This is a genomic window from Saccharothrix stipae (assembly GCF_054781895.1).
Genome location: NZ_BAAGTN010000005.1, coordinates 407488 through 421113, shown reverse-complemented (window position 1 = coordinate 421113; position 13626 = coordinate 407488). Strand labels below are relative to the sequence as shown.

Genomic DNA, 13626 nt, shown 5'->3' with positions numbered 1-13626 from the left:
GTGGTGGTGTGACGAACGAGCTGATGACCATCGGGCGGTTCGCGCACCTCAGCGGGCTGACCGTGCACGCGCTGCGGCACTACGACGACGTCGGGCTGCTCACGCCCGACGTCGTCGACCCGGCGTCCGGCTACCGGCGCTACCGGCGCGACCAGGTGCGCCGCGCCCGGCTGATCCTGGCGCTGCGCTGCCTGGACCTGCCGATCGAGGAGATCAGGCGGGTGGTCGACGGCGGTGAGGTGACCGAGGTGCTGACCGACCACCGCAAGCGGCTGGAGCGGCAGCGCGACGTGCTCACCGCCCGGCTCGGCGATGTCGACCGCTACGTGGAGGAGGGGATCGTCGTGCCCACACCCGGCACGGGCGTCCGCCCGGTGCAGATCAAGATCGCGGTGGACGACGCGGCCGAGGCCGTGGAGTTCTACCGGGCCGCTTTCGACATGCGGTACGAGGTGACCCGGCGGGCCGAGGACGACGACTACTCGTCGTTCGTCTTCGGCGAGTACGGCGCCGACGGGTTCTTCCTGCTGCACCTGCAGGAGGACCGGTCCGATACCGACCGATCCGGGCCGAGCACGTTCGGGCTGCTGGTGCCGGACCTGGACGCCTGCCACGCGCGTGCCGTCGCGGCGGGCGGCGTGGAGGTCGTGGCGCCGCGCGCCTCGGTGGGGATGCCGCGCAACTCGGCGGTGAAGGATCCGTCGGGCAACTGGATCTGGCTCTACCAGGAGTGACGGGGCCTCACCGCGGGCTTGGCGGCGAACTCGGACCAGCGGTGCAAGAGACTGCAAGGACTTGCAGCCGTATGGGCCTTGTCCGGTCGTGATCGTCGTGGTTTTGTGCACCTCGCCCCGGCTCGTCGTCGGGGCGGGGGTTGCAAAATCTTGCGACAAGGAGGTCGCGATGCGTCGGGCCGTCGCCGCGCTCATCGCCCTGGCCGTTGTGCCGTTCGTGCCACCATCCACCGGCGCCGCGCCCGAAGTCCAGCGGCTCGCCGTGGGAACCGTCACCGACATCGCCCCCGGCGCCCGGGACGGTGACCGGGCGCTGGCCAAGGACGCGCTGCGGGCCGACCTGACCGGTGAGCGGTTCTACTTCGTGATGCCCGACCGGTTCGCCAACGGCGACCCGCGCAACGACCGCGGCGGCACGACCGAGACCGACCGCCTCAAGAGCGGCTTCGACCCCGCCGACAAGGGCTTTTACCACGGCGGCGACCTCAAGGGCCTGCGTGACAAGATCGAGTACCTGGACGACATGGGCGTCACCGCGATCTGGATGACGCCGATGTTCGCCAACCGGTGGGTGCAGGGCTCCGGCGACGACATCTCGGCCGGCTACCACGGTTACTGGACCACCGACTTCACCAGGCTCGACCCGCACTTCGGCACGACCAACGACATGCGGCGGCTCATCCAGGACGCGCACCGCCGCGGTATCAAGGTCTTCTTCGACATCGTCGCCAACCACACCGCGGACCTGATCGACTACGCCGAGGGCGAGCACGACTACGTCAGCACCGGCGCGCAGCCCTACCTGGACGAGCAGGGCAACCCGGTCGACATTTCGGAGATCGCCGGTCGGGAGGACTTCCCGAAGCTCACCGCGCCCTACACACCGGTGGTCAACGGCGAGAAGACGCCGGCCTGGCTCAACGACCCTCAGCTCTACCACAACCGCGGCGACTCGACGTTCAGCGGCGAGTCCAACGAGTACGGCGACTTCTTCGGCCTCGACGACCTGATGACCGAGCACCCGACGGTCGTCAAGGGCATGAAGCGGATCTTCACCAGCTGGATCGACACGCTGGGCATCGACGGCTACCGGGTCGACACGGTCAAGCACGTCAACATGGAGTTCTGGCAGGCCCTCGCGCCGCACGTGAAGCAGTACGCGGCGATGCGCGGCAAGAAGGACTTCTTCGTCTTCGGCGAGGTGTTCGACGCGAACCCGGCCAACACCTCCCGCTACACCACCACCGGCCGGATGCAGGCCGCGCTGGACTTCCCGTTCCAGAGCGGCGCGGCGACGTTCCTGTCCGGCCAGGGCGCGGCCCGGCTCGGCGAGGTGCTCGTCGAGGACGACCGGTACACCGACGCCGACTCCAACGCCTCCTCGCTGCCGACGTTCCTCGGCAACCACGACATGGGCCGCATCGCGTGGATGGTCCGGCAGAGCCGGCCGAACATCTCCGAGGCCGAGCTGCTGGACCGGCTGGAGCTGGGCAACGCCCTGATGTACCTGTGGCGGGGCAACCCGGTCGTCTACTACGGCGACGAGCAGGGTTTCGCGGGCACGGGCGGCGACAAGCTGGCCCGCCAGGACATGTTCGCCTCCGCGACCCCCGAGTACGCCGCCGAGGAGCTGATCGGCAGCGACCGGACCGGCGCGGTCGACAACTTCCGCACCGACCACCCGCTGTACCGGCAGCTCAAGGGCCTGGCGAAGTTCGTGGACGGCGACCCGGTGTGGCGTGCCGGCAACCAGGCGTTGCGGCTCGTCCAGGGTGACGTGATCGCGTTCAGCCGCACGGGCCGCACCCAGCAGGTCGAGCACGTCGTGGTGGCCAACGCGGGCACCGCGCCCACGACCGTCGAGGTCCCCGTCTCCGGCAGGGGCTACCGCCCGATCTGGCCCGCCGCCGGTTCGCAGGTCGACGCCGCGGGCGGCAAGGTCACCGTGACCGTGCCCGCGCTGTCCGCCCTGGTGCTCAAGTCGACCGGCAAGATCCCCTCCGCCGCGCCCACGCCGACGTTGGCCGTGCCGCCGACCGGCACCGTGCTGGACGACCGGGTCGAGGTGCGGGCCGACGGCGTCACCTCGCCGTACGCGCAGGCCACGTTCGCCGCACGGGTCGAGGGCGAGCGCGACTGGCAGGTGCTGGGCACCGACGACGCCGCGCCGTACCGGGTGTTCGCCGACCTGGCCGGGTTGCCCGGCGCGGCGGTGGGCAAGGACGTCGAGCTGCGCGTGGTGGCCAAGGACGCCAAGGGCACGGTGGGCGCGGACGGCGCGAAGCTCGGCCTGGTGGCCGCGCCCCCGGTCGAGGAACCCGGCACGGTGACGTCCGACTGGCTGGTGGTGCACTACAACCGCCCGGCGGGCGACTACGACGGGTGGGGCCTGCACGCGTGGGGCGACGTCGAGGACGCGCCGACGTGGGACGCGCCGCTGCCGTTCGCCGGTGAGACGCCGTACGGCCGGTTCGCCTGGGTCAAGCTCAAGCCGGGCGCGCGCTCGGTCGGCATCATCGCCCACCGCGGCGACGAGAAGGACACCGACGGCGACCGGTTCGTCGACCCGAGCGCGACACCGCAGGTGTGGTTGGCGCAGGGGCAGACCGCGGTGCACGCCAGCGAGGTCGCGGCGACCGGCCAAGCCGTCATCACGCACACCGGTGACGCCACCGGGCTCGTGGTGCGCGCGGCAGGCGTCGACCACCCGTTCACCGGGGGAGTGGCGAGGGTCCCGGCGACCGCGCCCGTCGAGTTCTCCGTGGTCCGCGGCGGCACGGTCGAAGCCTCCGGCCGCACGGCGGGACGTGCGTGGGTCGACGGCGACAAGGTGCACGCGAGCCTGGCCGCCGCCCGGAACCAGGCGGTGATCCACTACCACCGGCCCGACGGCGACTACGCCGACTGGACGCTCTACCACTGGACCGGGTCGCTGGAACCGAGCCCGGGCTGGAACCAGTCCCGCGTGCCGGACGGGACCGACGGGTTCGGCGTGTACTGGTCGGTCGCGCTGGAACCGGGTGCGCCCGGGTTGAACAACATCATCCACCGCGGTGACGTGAAGGACCCCGGGCCCGACCAGTTCCTCGACGTCACGGGCACCGGCTACGAGGTCTGGTACGTCTCCGGCTCCACCAAGCCGGACGGCTCGATCTCCTACGTGCTGCCGCCGTCGGGCGGTGAGGGCGTGGACGACGACCTCACCAAGGCCAAGGCGATCTGGGTGTCGAAAGACCTGGTGGTGTGGGACGTGCCGGTGGTGCCGTCGGACGGCTACCGGCTGGAGCACGACGGCAAGGTGCTGCGGCTGGAGCCGTCGGCGGACGCCGTTCCCGCGCAGTTCCCGCACCTCCGGGGCAAGCCGGTGTTCCGGGTGCGTGACGGCGAACGGCTGGACGAGGCGTTGCGCGGCAAGCTGTCCGCCGTGCACGTCGACTCCGGCGGCGGCCTGCGGCACCGCACGGGCGTGCAGGTCGCCGGTGTGCTGGACGACCGGTTCGCCGCCGCCGCGTCGCGGTTGACCTACGGGCCGACGTTCGACGGCGACCGCGTGACCGCGCGGTTGTGGGCGCCCACGGCGTCCTCGGTGAAGCTCCTGGTGTCCGACCAACCCGGTGGCGCCGCCACGACCGTCGCCATGACCCGCGACGACGCGTCCGGCTCGTGGTCGGCGTCCGGGGCGTGGCGGGACAGGTTCTACCTGTTCGAGGTGACCGTCGCCGGGCGCACGGTGACCGTGACCGACCCGTACTCGGTGGCGTTGGCGGTGAACTCGACGCACTCGCAGTTCGCCGACCTCGGCGACGCCCGCACCATGCCCGCCGACTGGGCCGGGCACGTCGCCCGCGGCCTGGACGGCGACCCGACCGAGCACGGCATCACCGAGCTGCACGTCCGGGACTTCTCGATCGGCGACACGTCCGTGCCGGCGGGCGACCGGGGCACGTACCGGGCGTTCACGCACCCGTCGTCGGTCGGCATGACGCACCTGCGCGCCCTGGCGGCCGAGGGTTTGGACACCGTGCACCTGCTGCCGACGTTCGACATCGCCACCATCCCGGAGAAGCGTTCGGACCAGCGGGAACCGGCGTGCGACCTGGCGTCGTCGCCCGCCGACTCGCAGGCGCAGCAGGCGTGCGTCGGCGAGGCCGCCGCGAAGGACGGCTTCAACTGGGGCTACGACCCGTACCACTACGACGTGCCCGAGGGCTCCTACGCGACGGACGACGCGCAGACCGGGTGGGCCCGCTCGAAGCAGTACCGCGAGATGGTGAAGTCGTTGCACGACAACGGCAACCGCGTGGTGGTGGACGTGGTGTACAACCACACGGCCGCCTCCGGTGACGCGGCGACGTCCGTGCTGGACAAGGTGGTGCCCGGGTACTACCAGCGGCTCAACCTCGACGGCACCGTGGCCAACTCCACGTGCTGCGCGAACACCGCGACCGAGAACGCCATGATGGGCAAGCTCGTCGTCGACTCGGTCGTGCGCTGGGCCCGCCTGTACAAGGTGGACGGGTTCCGGTTCGACCTGATGGGCCACCACCCGAAGGCGAACGTGCTGGCCGTGCGCGCGGCGCTGGACGCGTTGACCGTGGCCGGTGACGGCGTCGACGGGCGCAAGATCCGGATCTACGGCGAGGGCTGGGACTTCGGCGAGGTCGCCGGCAACGCCCGGTTCGAGCAGGCCACGCAGGCGAACATGGCGGGCACCGGCATCGGCACGTTCAGCGACCGGCTGCGGGACGCGGTGCGCGGCGGCGGGCCGTTCGACGCCGACCCCCGCGTGCAGGGGCTGGCGTCCGGGCTCGCGGGCGATCCGAACGGTGCGCCGGCCAACGGCGACGTGACCGCGCGGCTGGCCAACTACACCGACCTGGTGAAGCTGGGCATGGCGGGCAACATGGCGTCGTACCGGTTCGAGTCCACCGCCGGTGGGGTGATCTCGGGCCGCGACGTGTCGTACAACGGCTCGCCCGCCGGCTACACGGGCGCGCCCGCGGACGTGATCACGTACGTCGACGCGCACGACAACGAGACGTTGTTCGACTCGCAGACCTACAAACTGCCCGTCGGCACGTCCATGGCGGACCGGGTGCGGATGCAGAAGGTGGCGCTGGCACCCGTGCTGCTCGGCCAGGGCCAACCGTTCCTGCACGCCGGCGCGGAGTTCCTGCGCTCGAAGTCGTTGGACCGCAACAGCTACGACTCGGGTGACTGGTTCAACCGCTACGACCCGTCGTTGCGGGACAACGGCTTCGCCCGCGGCCTGCCGCCCGCGGCGGACAACGAGGACAAGTGGCCCTACGCCGCGCCCTTGTTGGCCGACCCGGCCCTGAAGCCCTCGACCACCGACATGCGTGCCGCCGTGGACAACACCCTGGAGCTCCTCCGCATCCGCAAGTCGTCGCCGCTGTTCACCCTGAACGACGCGGCGCTCGTGCAGCAGAAGCTGTCGTTCCCCGCAGCCGAGTCGGGCGTCGTCGTCGCTCTCCTGGACGACACCGCGGGCCCCGACGTCGACCCGACCCTGGACGCCGTCCTGGTGATCGTCAACCCCTACCCGACCACGAAGTCCGCCGCCGTCCCCGGCGCCTGGCAGAACCACCCCCTGGCCGGCGACAAGGCCACCGTGGCGGCCGGCTCGATCACCGTCCCGCCCCGCTCGGTCGTGGTCCTGACCCGCTAGTGGCCGGGCGGCCCGACGCCTGACCGGACGTGCTCGGCGCGCAGGGTGCGGAACTCCCGCTCCTGCGCGCCGAGCACGTTCACGACGGTCCGACGCGCGCTGCCGCAGCAGCCGAGGTGTGCGAACGACCTTGCCACCCCATCGCGGCCTCACTAACCTGACGCCTGTCGAAGCGCTTCGACAGGCGCCCGCGAAGAGCCCCCACCACGGCGCGATCCTCGGAAGGGAACGACGTCTCATGACGGAGACAATGGAGTGGCACGCGTCCGACGTGGTCGTGCGGGTGGAGCCGTGGGGAGCCGACAGCCTGCGGGTGCGGGTGGCGCGCGACAGCCTGCGCGACGACCTGCCCGGCGCGTTGCTCAGCCCGAAACGGCCGCCCGAAGGCGTCGTCGTCGAGGAGCGCCGCATCGTCAACGGCGCGATCACCGCCGAGCTCGACGAGCGGGGCCACCTGCGGTTCCTCGCCACCGCGAGCGGTGCCGAGCTGCTGGCCGAGGCCCCGCCGTACATCGGCTGGCCCGGTCCGCGCAACTTCACCTCCGAAGGGCTTGAGCAGCGCTTCCGCGGCTATCCGGGCGAGCGGTTCTACGGCCTCGGCCAGCACGGGCACGGCAGGCTCGACCAGAAGGGCTGCGTGATCGACCTCGTCCAGCGCAACGGCGAGATCGCCATCCCGTTCCTGGTGTCCAGCCGCGGTTACGGACTGCTGTGGCACAACCCGGCGGTCGGGCGGGTCGAGCTCGGCATGGACACGACCCGCTGGGTGGCGCGGGACTCGCGGCAGATCGACTACTGGATCACCGCCGGCGACCGTCCCGCCGACATCCTCGCCCGCTACGCCGAGGCGACCGGGCACCCGCCGGTGATGCCGGAGTGGGCGGCCGGGTTCTGGCAGAGCAAGCTGCGCTACAAGACGCAGGACGAACTGCTGGCCGTCGCACGCGAGCACCACGGGCGCGGGCTGCCGCTGAGCGTGATCGTCGCCGACTTCTTCCACTGGCCCGTCATGGGCTCCTGGCGGTTCGACCCGGCTTCGTGGCCGGACCCCGCGGCGATGGTGCGGGAGCTGGACGAGATGGGCGTGCGGCTGATGGTCTCCGTCTGGCCGAACGTCGGTCCCGCCAGCGAGAACTACGAGCCCATGCGGCGCGCGGGCCTGCTCGTCGGCCGGACCGGCGGCGGGCTGACCCGGCAGCACTGGCCCGACCCGTCCGGGTACGTGGAAACGGCCTACGTCGACTCGACCAACCCGGCCGCCCGCCGCTACCTGTGGGAACAGGTCAAGCGCAACTACCTCCCGCACGGCATCAAGGTGTGGTGGCTGGACGCCTGCGAGCCCGACCTCGCGTCCGAACTCGCCGAGAACGCGGTCTACCACGCCGGTCCGGGCCGCGCCGTGGCCAACCTCTACCCCCTCGTGCACGCGCAGGCCTTTTACGAGGGGATGCGGGAGGAGGGGGAGGACGAGGTCGTGCTGCTGATCCGGTCGGCGTGGGCGGGCAGCCAGCGGTACGGCGCGGCGGTGTGGTCCGGTGACATCGCCAGCACGTTCGGCTCGCTCGCCGTGCAGGTCAGGGCCGGGCTGAACATGGCGATGAGCGGCATCCCGTGGTGGAACAGCGACATCGGTGGTTTCCTCGGCGGCGACCCGGACGACGAGGAGTTCCGCGAGCTGGTGATCCGCTGGTTCCAGTACGCGGTCTTCACCCCGTTGCTGCGCCTGCACGGCGACCGGGCGCCCAACCAGCCGTTCACCGCCGAGATGACCGGAGGACCCAACGAGCTGTGGTCCTTCGGCGAGACCGCCTACCCGATCCTGTGCGACCAACTCCACCTGCGGGAACGGCTCAAGCCGTACGTCCTGGACCAGATGCGCGTCGCGCACGGGACCGGCCTGCCGCCGATGCGGCCGCTGTTCGTCGACTTCCCCGACGACGAGCGGGCCTGGCAGGTGGAGGACCAGTTCATGTTCGGTCCCGACCTGCTGGTCGCACCCGTCACCGAGTACCGCGCACGCGCCAGGACCGTGTACCTGCCCGCCGGAACGGACTGGACCGACGCGTGGACCGGCGCACCCGCCGTCGGCGGGACCACAGTGGACGCCGCCGCACCCCTCGACCGCATCCCGGTCTTCGTCCGAGCGGGTGCCGCACCCATCCCGGACCGCGGTTGACCGCACGGTGCGGGCGAGGGCTTGGCGGTGGTCACGGCAGGGCGTCGTCGAACCTCCGGCTACCCTTGACCGAGTTGCACAATCCCGTACGAAGGAGTACCGACCGCCGTGAGCGAGCGCACCCTGGTCCTGGTCAAGCCCGACGGCGTCAGCCGCGGCCTGGTCGGCGAGGTCATCTCCCGCATCGAGCGCAAGGGCCTGCACCTGGCCGGCCTCGAACTGCGCACCGTGGACCGCGCGACCGCCGAGCAGCACTACGCCGAGCACGACGGCAAGCCGTTCTTCGCCGACCTGGTCGAGTTCATCACCGGCGGCCCGCTGGTCGCGATGGTGGTCGAGGGCACGCGGGCGATCTCGGCGTTCCGCCAGCTGGCCGGCGGCACCGACCCGGTGGACAAGGCCACCCCCGGCACGATCCGCGGCGACTTCGGCCTGGAGGTCCAGTTCAACCTGGTCCACGGCTCGGACTCGCCGGAGTCGGCCGAGCGCGAGATCAAGCTCTGGTTCCCGAACCTCTGAACCGCCGAGCCGCCGATCACGAACGGCCCGGACGCCCGCCCGGTGTCCGGGCCGTCGGCGTCTCGAGGGGCGGGTGGCCGGGTCAGCGGACCTCGACCGGCACCTGCCAGTGCTGAATGCCCAGCTCGCTGTAGGGGCGCAGGACCACGTGGTTCCACCGGTTGCCCGACGCGGTGCCGACGGTGAGCGCCTCGTTGACGCGGCCCGCCGGGCGGATCACCGCCACCCGGTCGCCGTCGTCGACCGGGTCGAGGATCCAGCGCGCGGACCTGGCGGTGCCGCAGGCCTCGACCTTCACCCGCGTTCGATCGGGCTTGTGGTCGCGGTGCCAGCACAGGTCGTGGTCCGGCAACCTGATCGTGTAGTTGTTGTCCTTCCGGTGGAAGGTGAACACCCACTTCTCGGTCCGCACGAAGTGCTCGTACCAGCCGGCGTCGGGGAGCACGACCTCGTTCCCGGCCACCGGGTCGTCGGCGTAGAGGACCAGCCTGCCGCCCTCGGTGACGCTGGTGACCAGGCCCGCGGTCGCGGCGAGCGCGGCCGTCGGGGCGGCCACCGGCGCCAGGGCGAGGCAGCAGGCGAGTATCGCGAAGCGCTGGTGCATTCGCATGATCGGGATTCCTCCGCGTGAGCGTACGGGTGACGAAGTCCGCACGGCCCGGAACCGGTGAGGCGATCAGGCGGGGGTGCGATGCGGATTTCGTGTCCTGGAGTAGTACCCGGCACGGTCACACCAAGCGATTGGCCACCCGTTCGTGCACCCGAGTCACCCGTGCACGCGATCCGCCCGGACCCGGCGAGGTGATTACCGGCCGACCGACTGGTACCGCGGCGGCGACGAGCCGAGGCCGCCCGGCGCCGAGCCGTGCAGCACGACGCCCTCCCGGTGACCCAGGGGCAGGTACATGCGGACGTCGTCGAACCGGACGTCACCCACCGCGATCACGTTCGGCAACCGCCCCCACTCGCGGAAGCCCAGGCTCTCGTACAGCTGGATCGCGCCGTGGTTGTTGCCGCGCACACCCAGCGTCAGCACCTCCAACCCGGCCGCACGGGCGTCCTCGACCACCGCGCGCACCAACCGAGCCCCCAACCCGAGCCCACGCGCCGCCGGGTGCGCGGCCACCCGCCGCACCTCGGCCATGTGCTCGAACACCTCGCTCCCGGCCCGGCGCCACGTCGCCGTGCCGCGCAGCACGCCGTCCACCCGCGCCACGACGAGCGCGCCGTCCCCCGGCGACCCGAGCACGCCGTCCAGCCACGCGTCGGTCTCCGCGCGTCCCGGCGGCTCGCGCCACCCGATCGCGCCCCCGGCGGCCACCACGGCGTGCAGCACCTCGTGCACCTCGGCCCGAAGCTTCTCGTCGGCCACCGACGGCCGGCTGAGGTCGATCTCCACCCGGCCACCCTAAAACGGTTCCGGGAATGTCGGACCACGCCGCTACCGTGACGAACGTGACCTCCACCCTCGTCCACGCCAACGGCCTGACCAAGCACTTCGGCTCCTTCGAAGCCGTCCGGGGCATCGACGTCGAGGTGAGCAAGGGGGAGGCGTTCGGCTTCCTCGGCCCCAACGGCGCGGGCAAGTCCTCGACCATGCGGATGGTGGCCTGCGTGTCACCGCGCACGGGCGGCGAGCTGCGCGTGCTGGGCATGGACCCGGACACCGACGGCCCGCGGATCCGCGCGCGCCTGGGCGTGGTGCCGCAGCAGGACAACCTCGACACCGAGCTCACCGTCCGGCAGAACCTCCAGGTCTACGGCCGCTACTTCGGCCTGTCCCGGGCGGCGGTGCGCGAGCGGGCCGTGGAGCTGATGGATTTCGCCCAGCTCACCGACCGCGCCGACGCCGAGGTGGAACCGCTGTCGGGCGGCATGAAGCGGCGGCTCACCATCGCCCGCTCCCTGGTCAACGACCCCGAACTGCTGCTGCTCGACGAGCCGACCACCGGCCTGGACCCGCAGGCCCGCCACCTGCTGTGGGACCGGCTGTTCCGGCTCAAGCAGTCCGGCGTCACGCTCATCATCACCACGCACTACATGGACGAGGCCGAGCAGCTGTGCGACCGGCTGGTGGTGATGGACGGCGGCCGGATCGCGGCCGAGGGCTCGCCCGCGGAGCTGATCCGCCGCTACTCGACCAAGGAGGTGCTGGAGCTGCGCTTCCCGCCGGGCGAGCAGAGCGCCGCCGAGGTGCGCGACCTGGCCGACCGGGTCGAGGTGCTGCCCGACCGGGTGCTGCTCTACACCTCCGACGGCGAGGCGGCGCTGTCCGCGGCACACGCGCGGGGCGTGCGGCCGGTGTCCAGCCTGGTCCGCCGCAGCAGCCTGGAGGACGTGTTCCTGCGCCTGACCGGCCGGACGTTGGTGGACTGATGAGCACCCGAGTCGCCGGCTCGTGGCGCGCCACGCTGGTCGCGGTCGAGAACCACTGGACCTGGTACCGCCGCAACTGGCGGGCCACGGTCATCTCCAACTTCCTGCAACCCGTGCTGTTCCTGCTGGCCATGGGCGTCGGCTTCGGCTCCCAGGTCCGGGCCGGCGAGGCCACCGGCGGCCACCCGTACCTGGTGTACCTGGCGCCGGCGCTGGTGGTCATCACCGCCGTGCAGAACTCCGCGTTCGAGTCGACGTGGGCGGTGTTCTCGGCGTTCAAGTGGCAGCGCACGTACGTGGCGGTGGTGTCCACCCCGGTGACCCCCGCCCAGGTGCTCTACGGCCAGCTGCTGTGGATCGCGTTGCGCCTGGCCGGCGGCGCCGCCGTGTTCCTGCTCATCGCCGTCGTGCTGGGCGCGATCACCAACCCGTGGGCGGTGCTGACCGTGCCGATCGCCACCCTGGCCGGCATGGCGTTCAGCGCACCCCTGGTCGCCTACGCCGCGACCAGGGAGAAGCCGGACTCGTTCAACGCCGTCTTCCGCTTCCTGGTGCTGCCGATGACCCTGTTCAGCGGCGGGTTCTTCCCGCTGAGCCAGCTGCCGGGCTGGCTGCACCCGCTGGCCTGGCTCACCCCGGTCTGGCACGGCATCGAGCTGGCCCGCGGCGTGACGTTCGGCGCCCTGAGCCCGCTGCCCGCCCTGGGCCACGTGGCCTACCTGTCCGCCCTGGTCGCGATCGGTGTCGTCCTGGGCCGCCGCTACTTCCACCGGAGGCTGGCCGTATGACCCGCGAGTCCTCCCCCCGGGCCGACGCCCCCGTCCGCGAGCGCGAAGCCACGCCGGTACCGCCGGCGCGCGGCAACGGCCTGCTGCTGCGGGTCATCCCACCCGGTCTGTACGCGGGCCGCTCGCACGTCCTGGTCGAGCGGTCGTACCTGGTCAGCAGGCGTGCGTGGATGCCGGTGCTCTCCGGCTTCTTCGAGCCGCTGTTCTTCCTGTTCTCCCTCGGCTACGGCCTGGGGCAGCTGGTCACCACGGTCGAGGGCCCCGGCGGGCCGATGCCCTACGCCGTCTTCGTCGCCCCCGCGCTGCTGGCCGCCGCCGCGATGAACGGCGCGGTGTTCGAGGCGACGTTCAACCTGTTCTTCAAGTTCAAGTACGCCAAGACCTACGAGGCCGTGCTGGCCACCCCGCTCGGCCCGGTCGACATCGCGGTCGGCGAGGCCACCTGGTGCCTCATCCGCGGCGGCCTGTACTCGGGCGGGTTCATCGTGGTCATGCTCGGGTTCGGGCTCATCAGCTCGCCGTGGGCGCTGCTGGCGCTGCCCGCGTGCCTGCTGGTCGCGCTGGCGTTCGCGGCGGTCGGCATGGCCGCGGCCACGTTCATGCGCTCGTGGCACGACTTCGACCTGGTGCAGCTGGCCGTGATGCCGCTGTTCCTGTTCTCCACCACCTTCTACCCGCTGTCGGTCTACCCGGGCTGGTTGCAGGCGGTGGTGCGGTGGACGCCGCTCTACCACGCGATCGAGCTGATGAGGGCGCTGACCACCGGTTACGTCAGCTGGGGCGCGTTGACGCACGTCGCCTACTTCGCCGTGATGGTGGTCGTCGGAGTGGTCGTGGCGGCACGCAGGCTCGGCCGGTTGCTGTTGACCTGACCTGGCTGAACACTGGACGCACGCCGAGCACCGGAGGTCGATCGTGGACGTCGTCGCACTCATCGGTCGCATCCTGTTCGTCCTGCTGTTCTTCGGCTCGGCGGTGGGCCACCTCACGCAGTCCGAGGCCATGGCGGGCTACGCCGCGGCCAAGGGCGTCCCGTCGGCCAGGGCGGCCACGGTCGGCAGCGGCGTGCTCCTGGTCGTCGCCGGGTTGATGGTGCTCCTGGGTGTGTGGGCGGACCTCGGCGCGCTGCTGCTGGCGCTGTTCCTGCTGCCGACGGCGTTCCTCATGCACGACTTCTGGAAGCAGACCGACCGGCAGGCCAGGCAGGTGGAGATGACCCAGTTCAACAAGGACGTGTCCCTGGCGGGCGGCGCGTTGATGTTCTTCGGCCTCTACGCCGGTCCTGGTGCCGAACTGGGCCTCACCATCACCGGACCGCTGTTCTGATGGGTGATGACGCTGCCG

11 protein-coding genes are annotated in these 13626 nt (G+C 71.5%); 8 read left to right on the top strand and 3 right to left on the bottom strand.

The window, feature by feature from the left end:
- Window positions 1-8 precede the first annotated feature (8 nt).
- Both ACYVLT_RS10875 and pulA read left to right on the top strand, forming a co-directional pair.
- Window positions 9-734 (top strand): MerR family transcriptional regulator, encoded by a 726-nt coding sequence (locus ACYVLT_RS10875; protein ID WP_461119996.1) that lies wholly within the window; start codon window positions 9-11, stop codon window positions 732-734.
- Window positions 735-903: 169 nt separating this feature from the next.
- Window positions 904-6423 (top strand): pullulanase-type alpha-1,6-glucosidase, encoded by a 5520-nt coding sequence (gene pulA, locus ACYVLT_RS10870; protein WP_461119995.1) that lies wholly within the window; start codon window positions 904-906, stop codon window positions 6421-6423.
- Here pulA and ACYVLT_RS10865 read toward each other — a convergent pair.
- On the bottom strand, window positions 6420-6560 hold the full coding sequence (locus ACYVLT_RS10865; RefSeq protein ID WP_461119994.1) for a hypothetical protein: 141 nt from the start codon (window positions 6558-6560) through the stop codon (window positions 6420-6422). The two genes, pulA and ACYVLT_RS10865, sit on opposite strands and share 4 nt — an antisense overlap.
- A 101-nt stretch (window positions 6561-6661) precedes the next feature.
- Here ACYVLT_RS10865 and ACYVLT_RS10860 point away from each other — a divergent pair, with 101 nt between their 5' ends.
- Both ACYVLT_RS10860 and ndk read left to right on the top strand, forming a co-directional pair.
- The gene (locus ACYVLT_RS10860; protein ID WP_461119993.1) at window positions 6662-8599 is read left to right on the top strand and encodes a glycoside hydrolase family 31 protein; all 1938 of its coding nucleotides are present in this window, start codon (window positions 6662-6664) and stop codon (window positions 8597-8599) included.
- Between the two features lie 108 nt (window positions 8600-8707).
- Complete coding sequence (ndk, locus tag ACYVLT_RS10855; RefSeq protein WP_461119992.1) at window positions 8708-9118, top strand: nucleoside-diphosphate kinase; 411 nt, start codon at window positions 8708-8710, stop codon at window positions 9116-9118.
- An 82-nt stretch (window positions 9119-9200) separates the two neighbouring features.
- Here the strand turns inward: ndk and ACYVLT_RS10850 are convergent, their stop codons facing one another.
- Both ACYVLT_RS10850 and ACYVLT_RS10845 read right to left on the bottom strand, forming a co-directional pair.
- Complete coding sequence (locus ACYVLT_RS10850; RefSeq protein WP_461119991.1) at window positions 9201-9728, bottom strand: RICIN domain-containing protein; 528 nt, start codon at window positions 9726-9728, stop codon at window positions 9201-9203.
- A 195-nt stretch (window positions 9729-9923) separates the two neighbouring features.
- Window positions 9924-10517, bottom strand: coding sequence for a GNAT family N-acetyltransferase (locus ACYVLT_RS10845; protein ID WP_461119990.1), 594 nt, complete (start codon window positions 10515-10517; stop codon window positions 9924-9926).
- Window positions 10518-10573: 56 nt separating this feature from the next.
- Here ACYVLT_RS10845 and ACYVLT_RS10840 point away from each other — a divergent pair, with 56 nt between their 5' ends.
- Genes ACYVLT_RS10840 through ACYVLT_RS10825 form a run of 4 tightly spaced genes read left to right on the top strand, consistent with a single transcriptional unit; the run spans window position 10574 to window position 13608 of the window.
- Window positions 10574-11494 carry an ABC transporter ATP-binding protein gene (locus ACYVLT_RS10840; protein WP_461119989.1) on the top strand — a complete coding sequence of 307 codons (921 nt, stop codon included), beginning with the start codon at window positions 10574-10576 and terminating at the stop codon, window positions 11492-11494.
- Window positions 11494-12282 carry an ABC transporter permease gene (locus ACYVLT_RS10835; RefSeq protein WP_461119988.1) on the top strand — a complete coding sequence of 263 codons (789 nt, stop codon included), beginning with the start codon at window positions 11494-11496 and terminating at the stop codon, window positions 12280-12282. Before ACYVLT_RS10840 ends, ACYVLT_RS10835 begins: the two co-directional genes overlap by 1 nt.
- Entirely contained in the window at window positions 12279-13154 is an 876-nt protein-coding gene (locus ACYVLT_RS10830; protein WP_461119987.1) for an ABC transporter permease, read from the top strand. Before ACYVLT_RS10835 ends, ACYVLT_RS10830 begins: the two co-directional genes overlap by 4 nt.
- A 43-nt stretch (window positions 13155-13197) precedes the next feature.
- Complete coding sequence (locus ACYVLT_RS10825; RefSeq protein ID WP_461119986.1) at window positions 13198-13608, top strand: DoxX family protein; 411 nt, start codon at window positions 13198-13200, stop codon at window positions 13606-13608.
- Window positions 13609-13626 lie beyond the last annotated feature (18 nt).

What these genes read in the sequence shown, in the direction of transcription:
- pulA (WP_461119995.1), top strand. Translation starts at nt 904, where the DNA reads ATGCGTCGGGCCGTCGCCGCGCTCATCGCCCTGGCCGTTGTGCCGTTC.
- ACYVLT_RS10860 (WP_461119993.1), top strand. Translation starts at nt 6,662, where the DNA reads ATGACGGAGACAATGGAGTGGCACGCGTCCGACGTGGTCGTGCGGGTG.
- ACYVLT_RS10850 (WP_461119991.1), bottom strand. Translation starts at nt 9,728, where the DNA reads ATGCGAATGCACCAGCGCTTCGCGATACTCGCCTGCTGCCTCGCCCTG.
- ACYVLT_RS10835 (WP_461119988.1), top strand. Translation starts at nt 11,494, where the DNA reads ATGAGCACCCGAGTCGCCGGCTCGTGGCGCGCCACGCTGGTCGCGGTC.
- ACYVLT_RS10830 (WP_461119987.1), top strand. Translation starts at nt 12,279, where the DNA reads ATGACCCGCGAGTCCTCCCCCCGGGCCGACGCCCCCGTCCGCGAGCGC.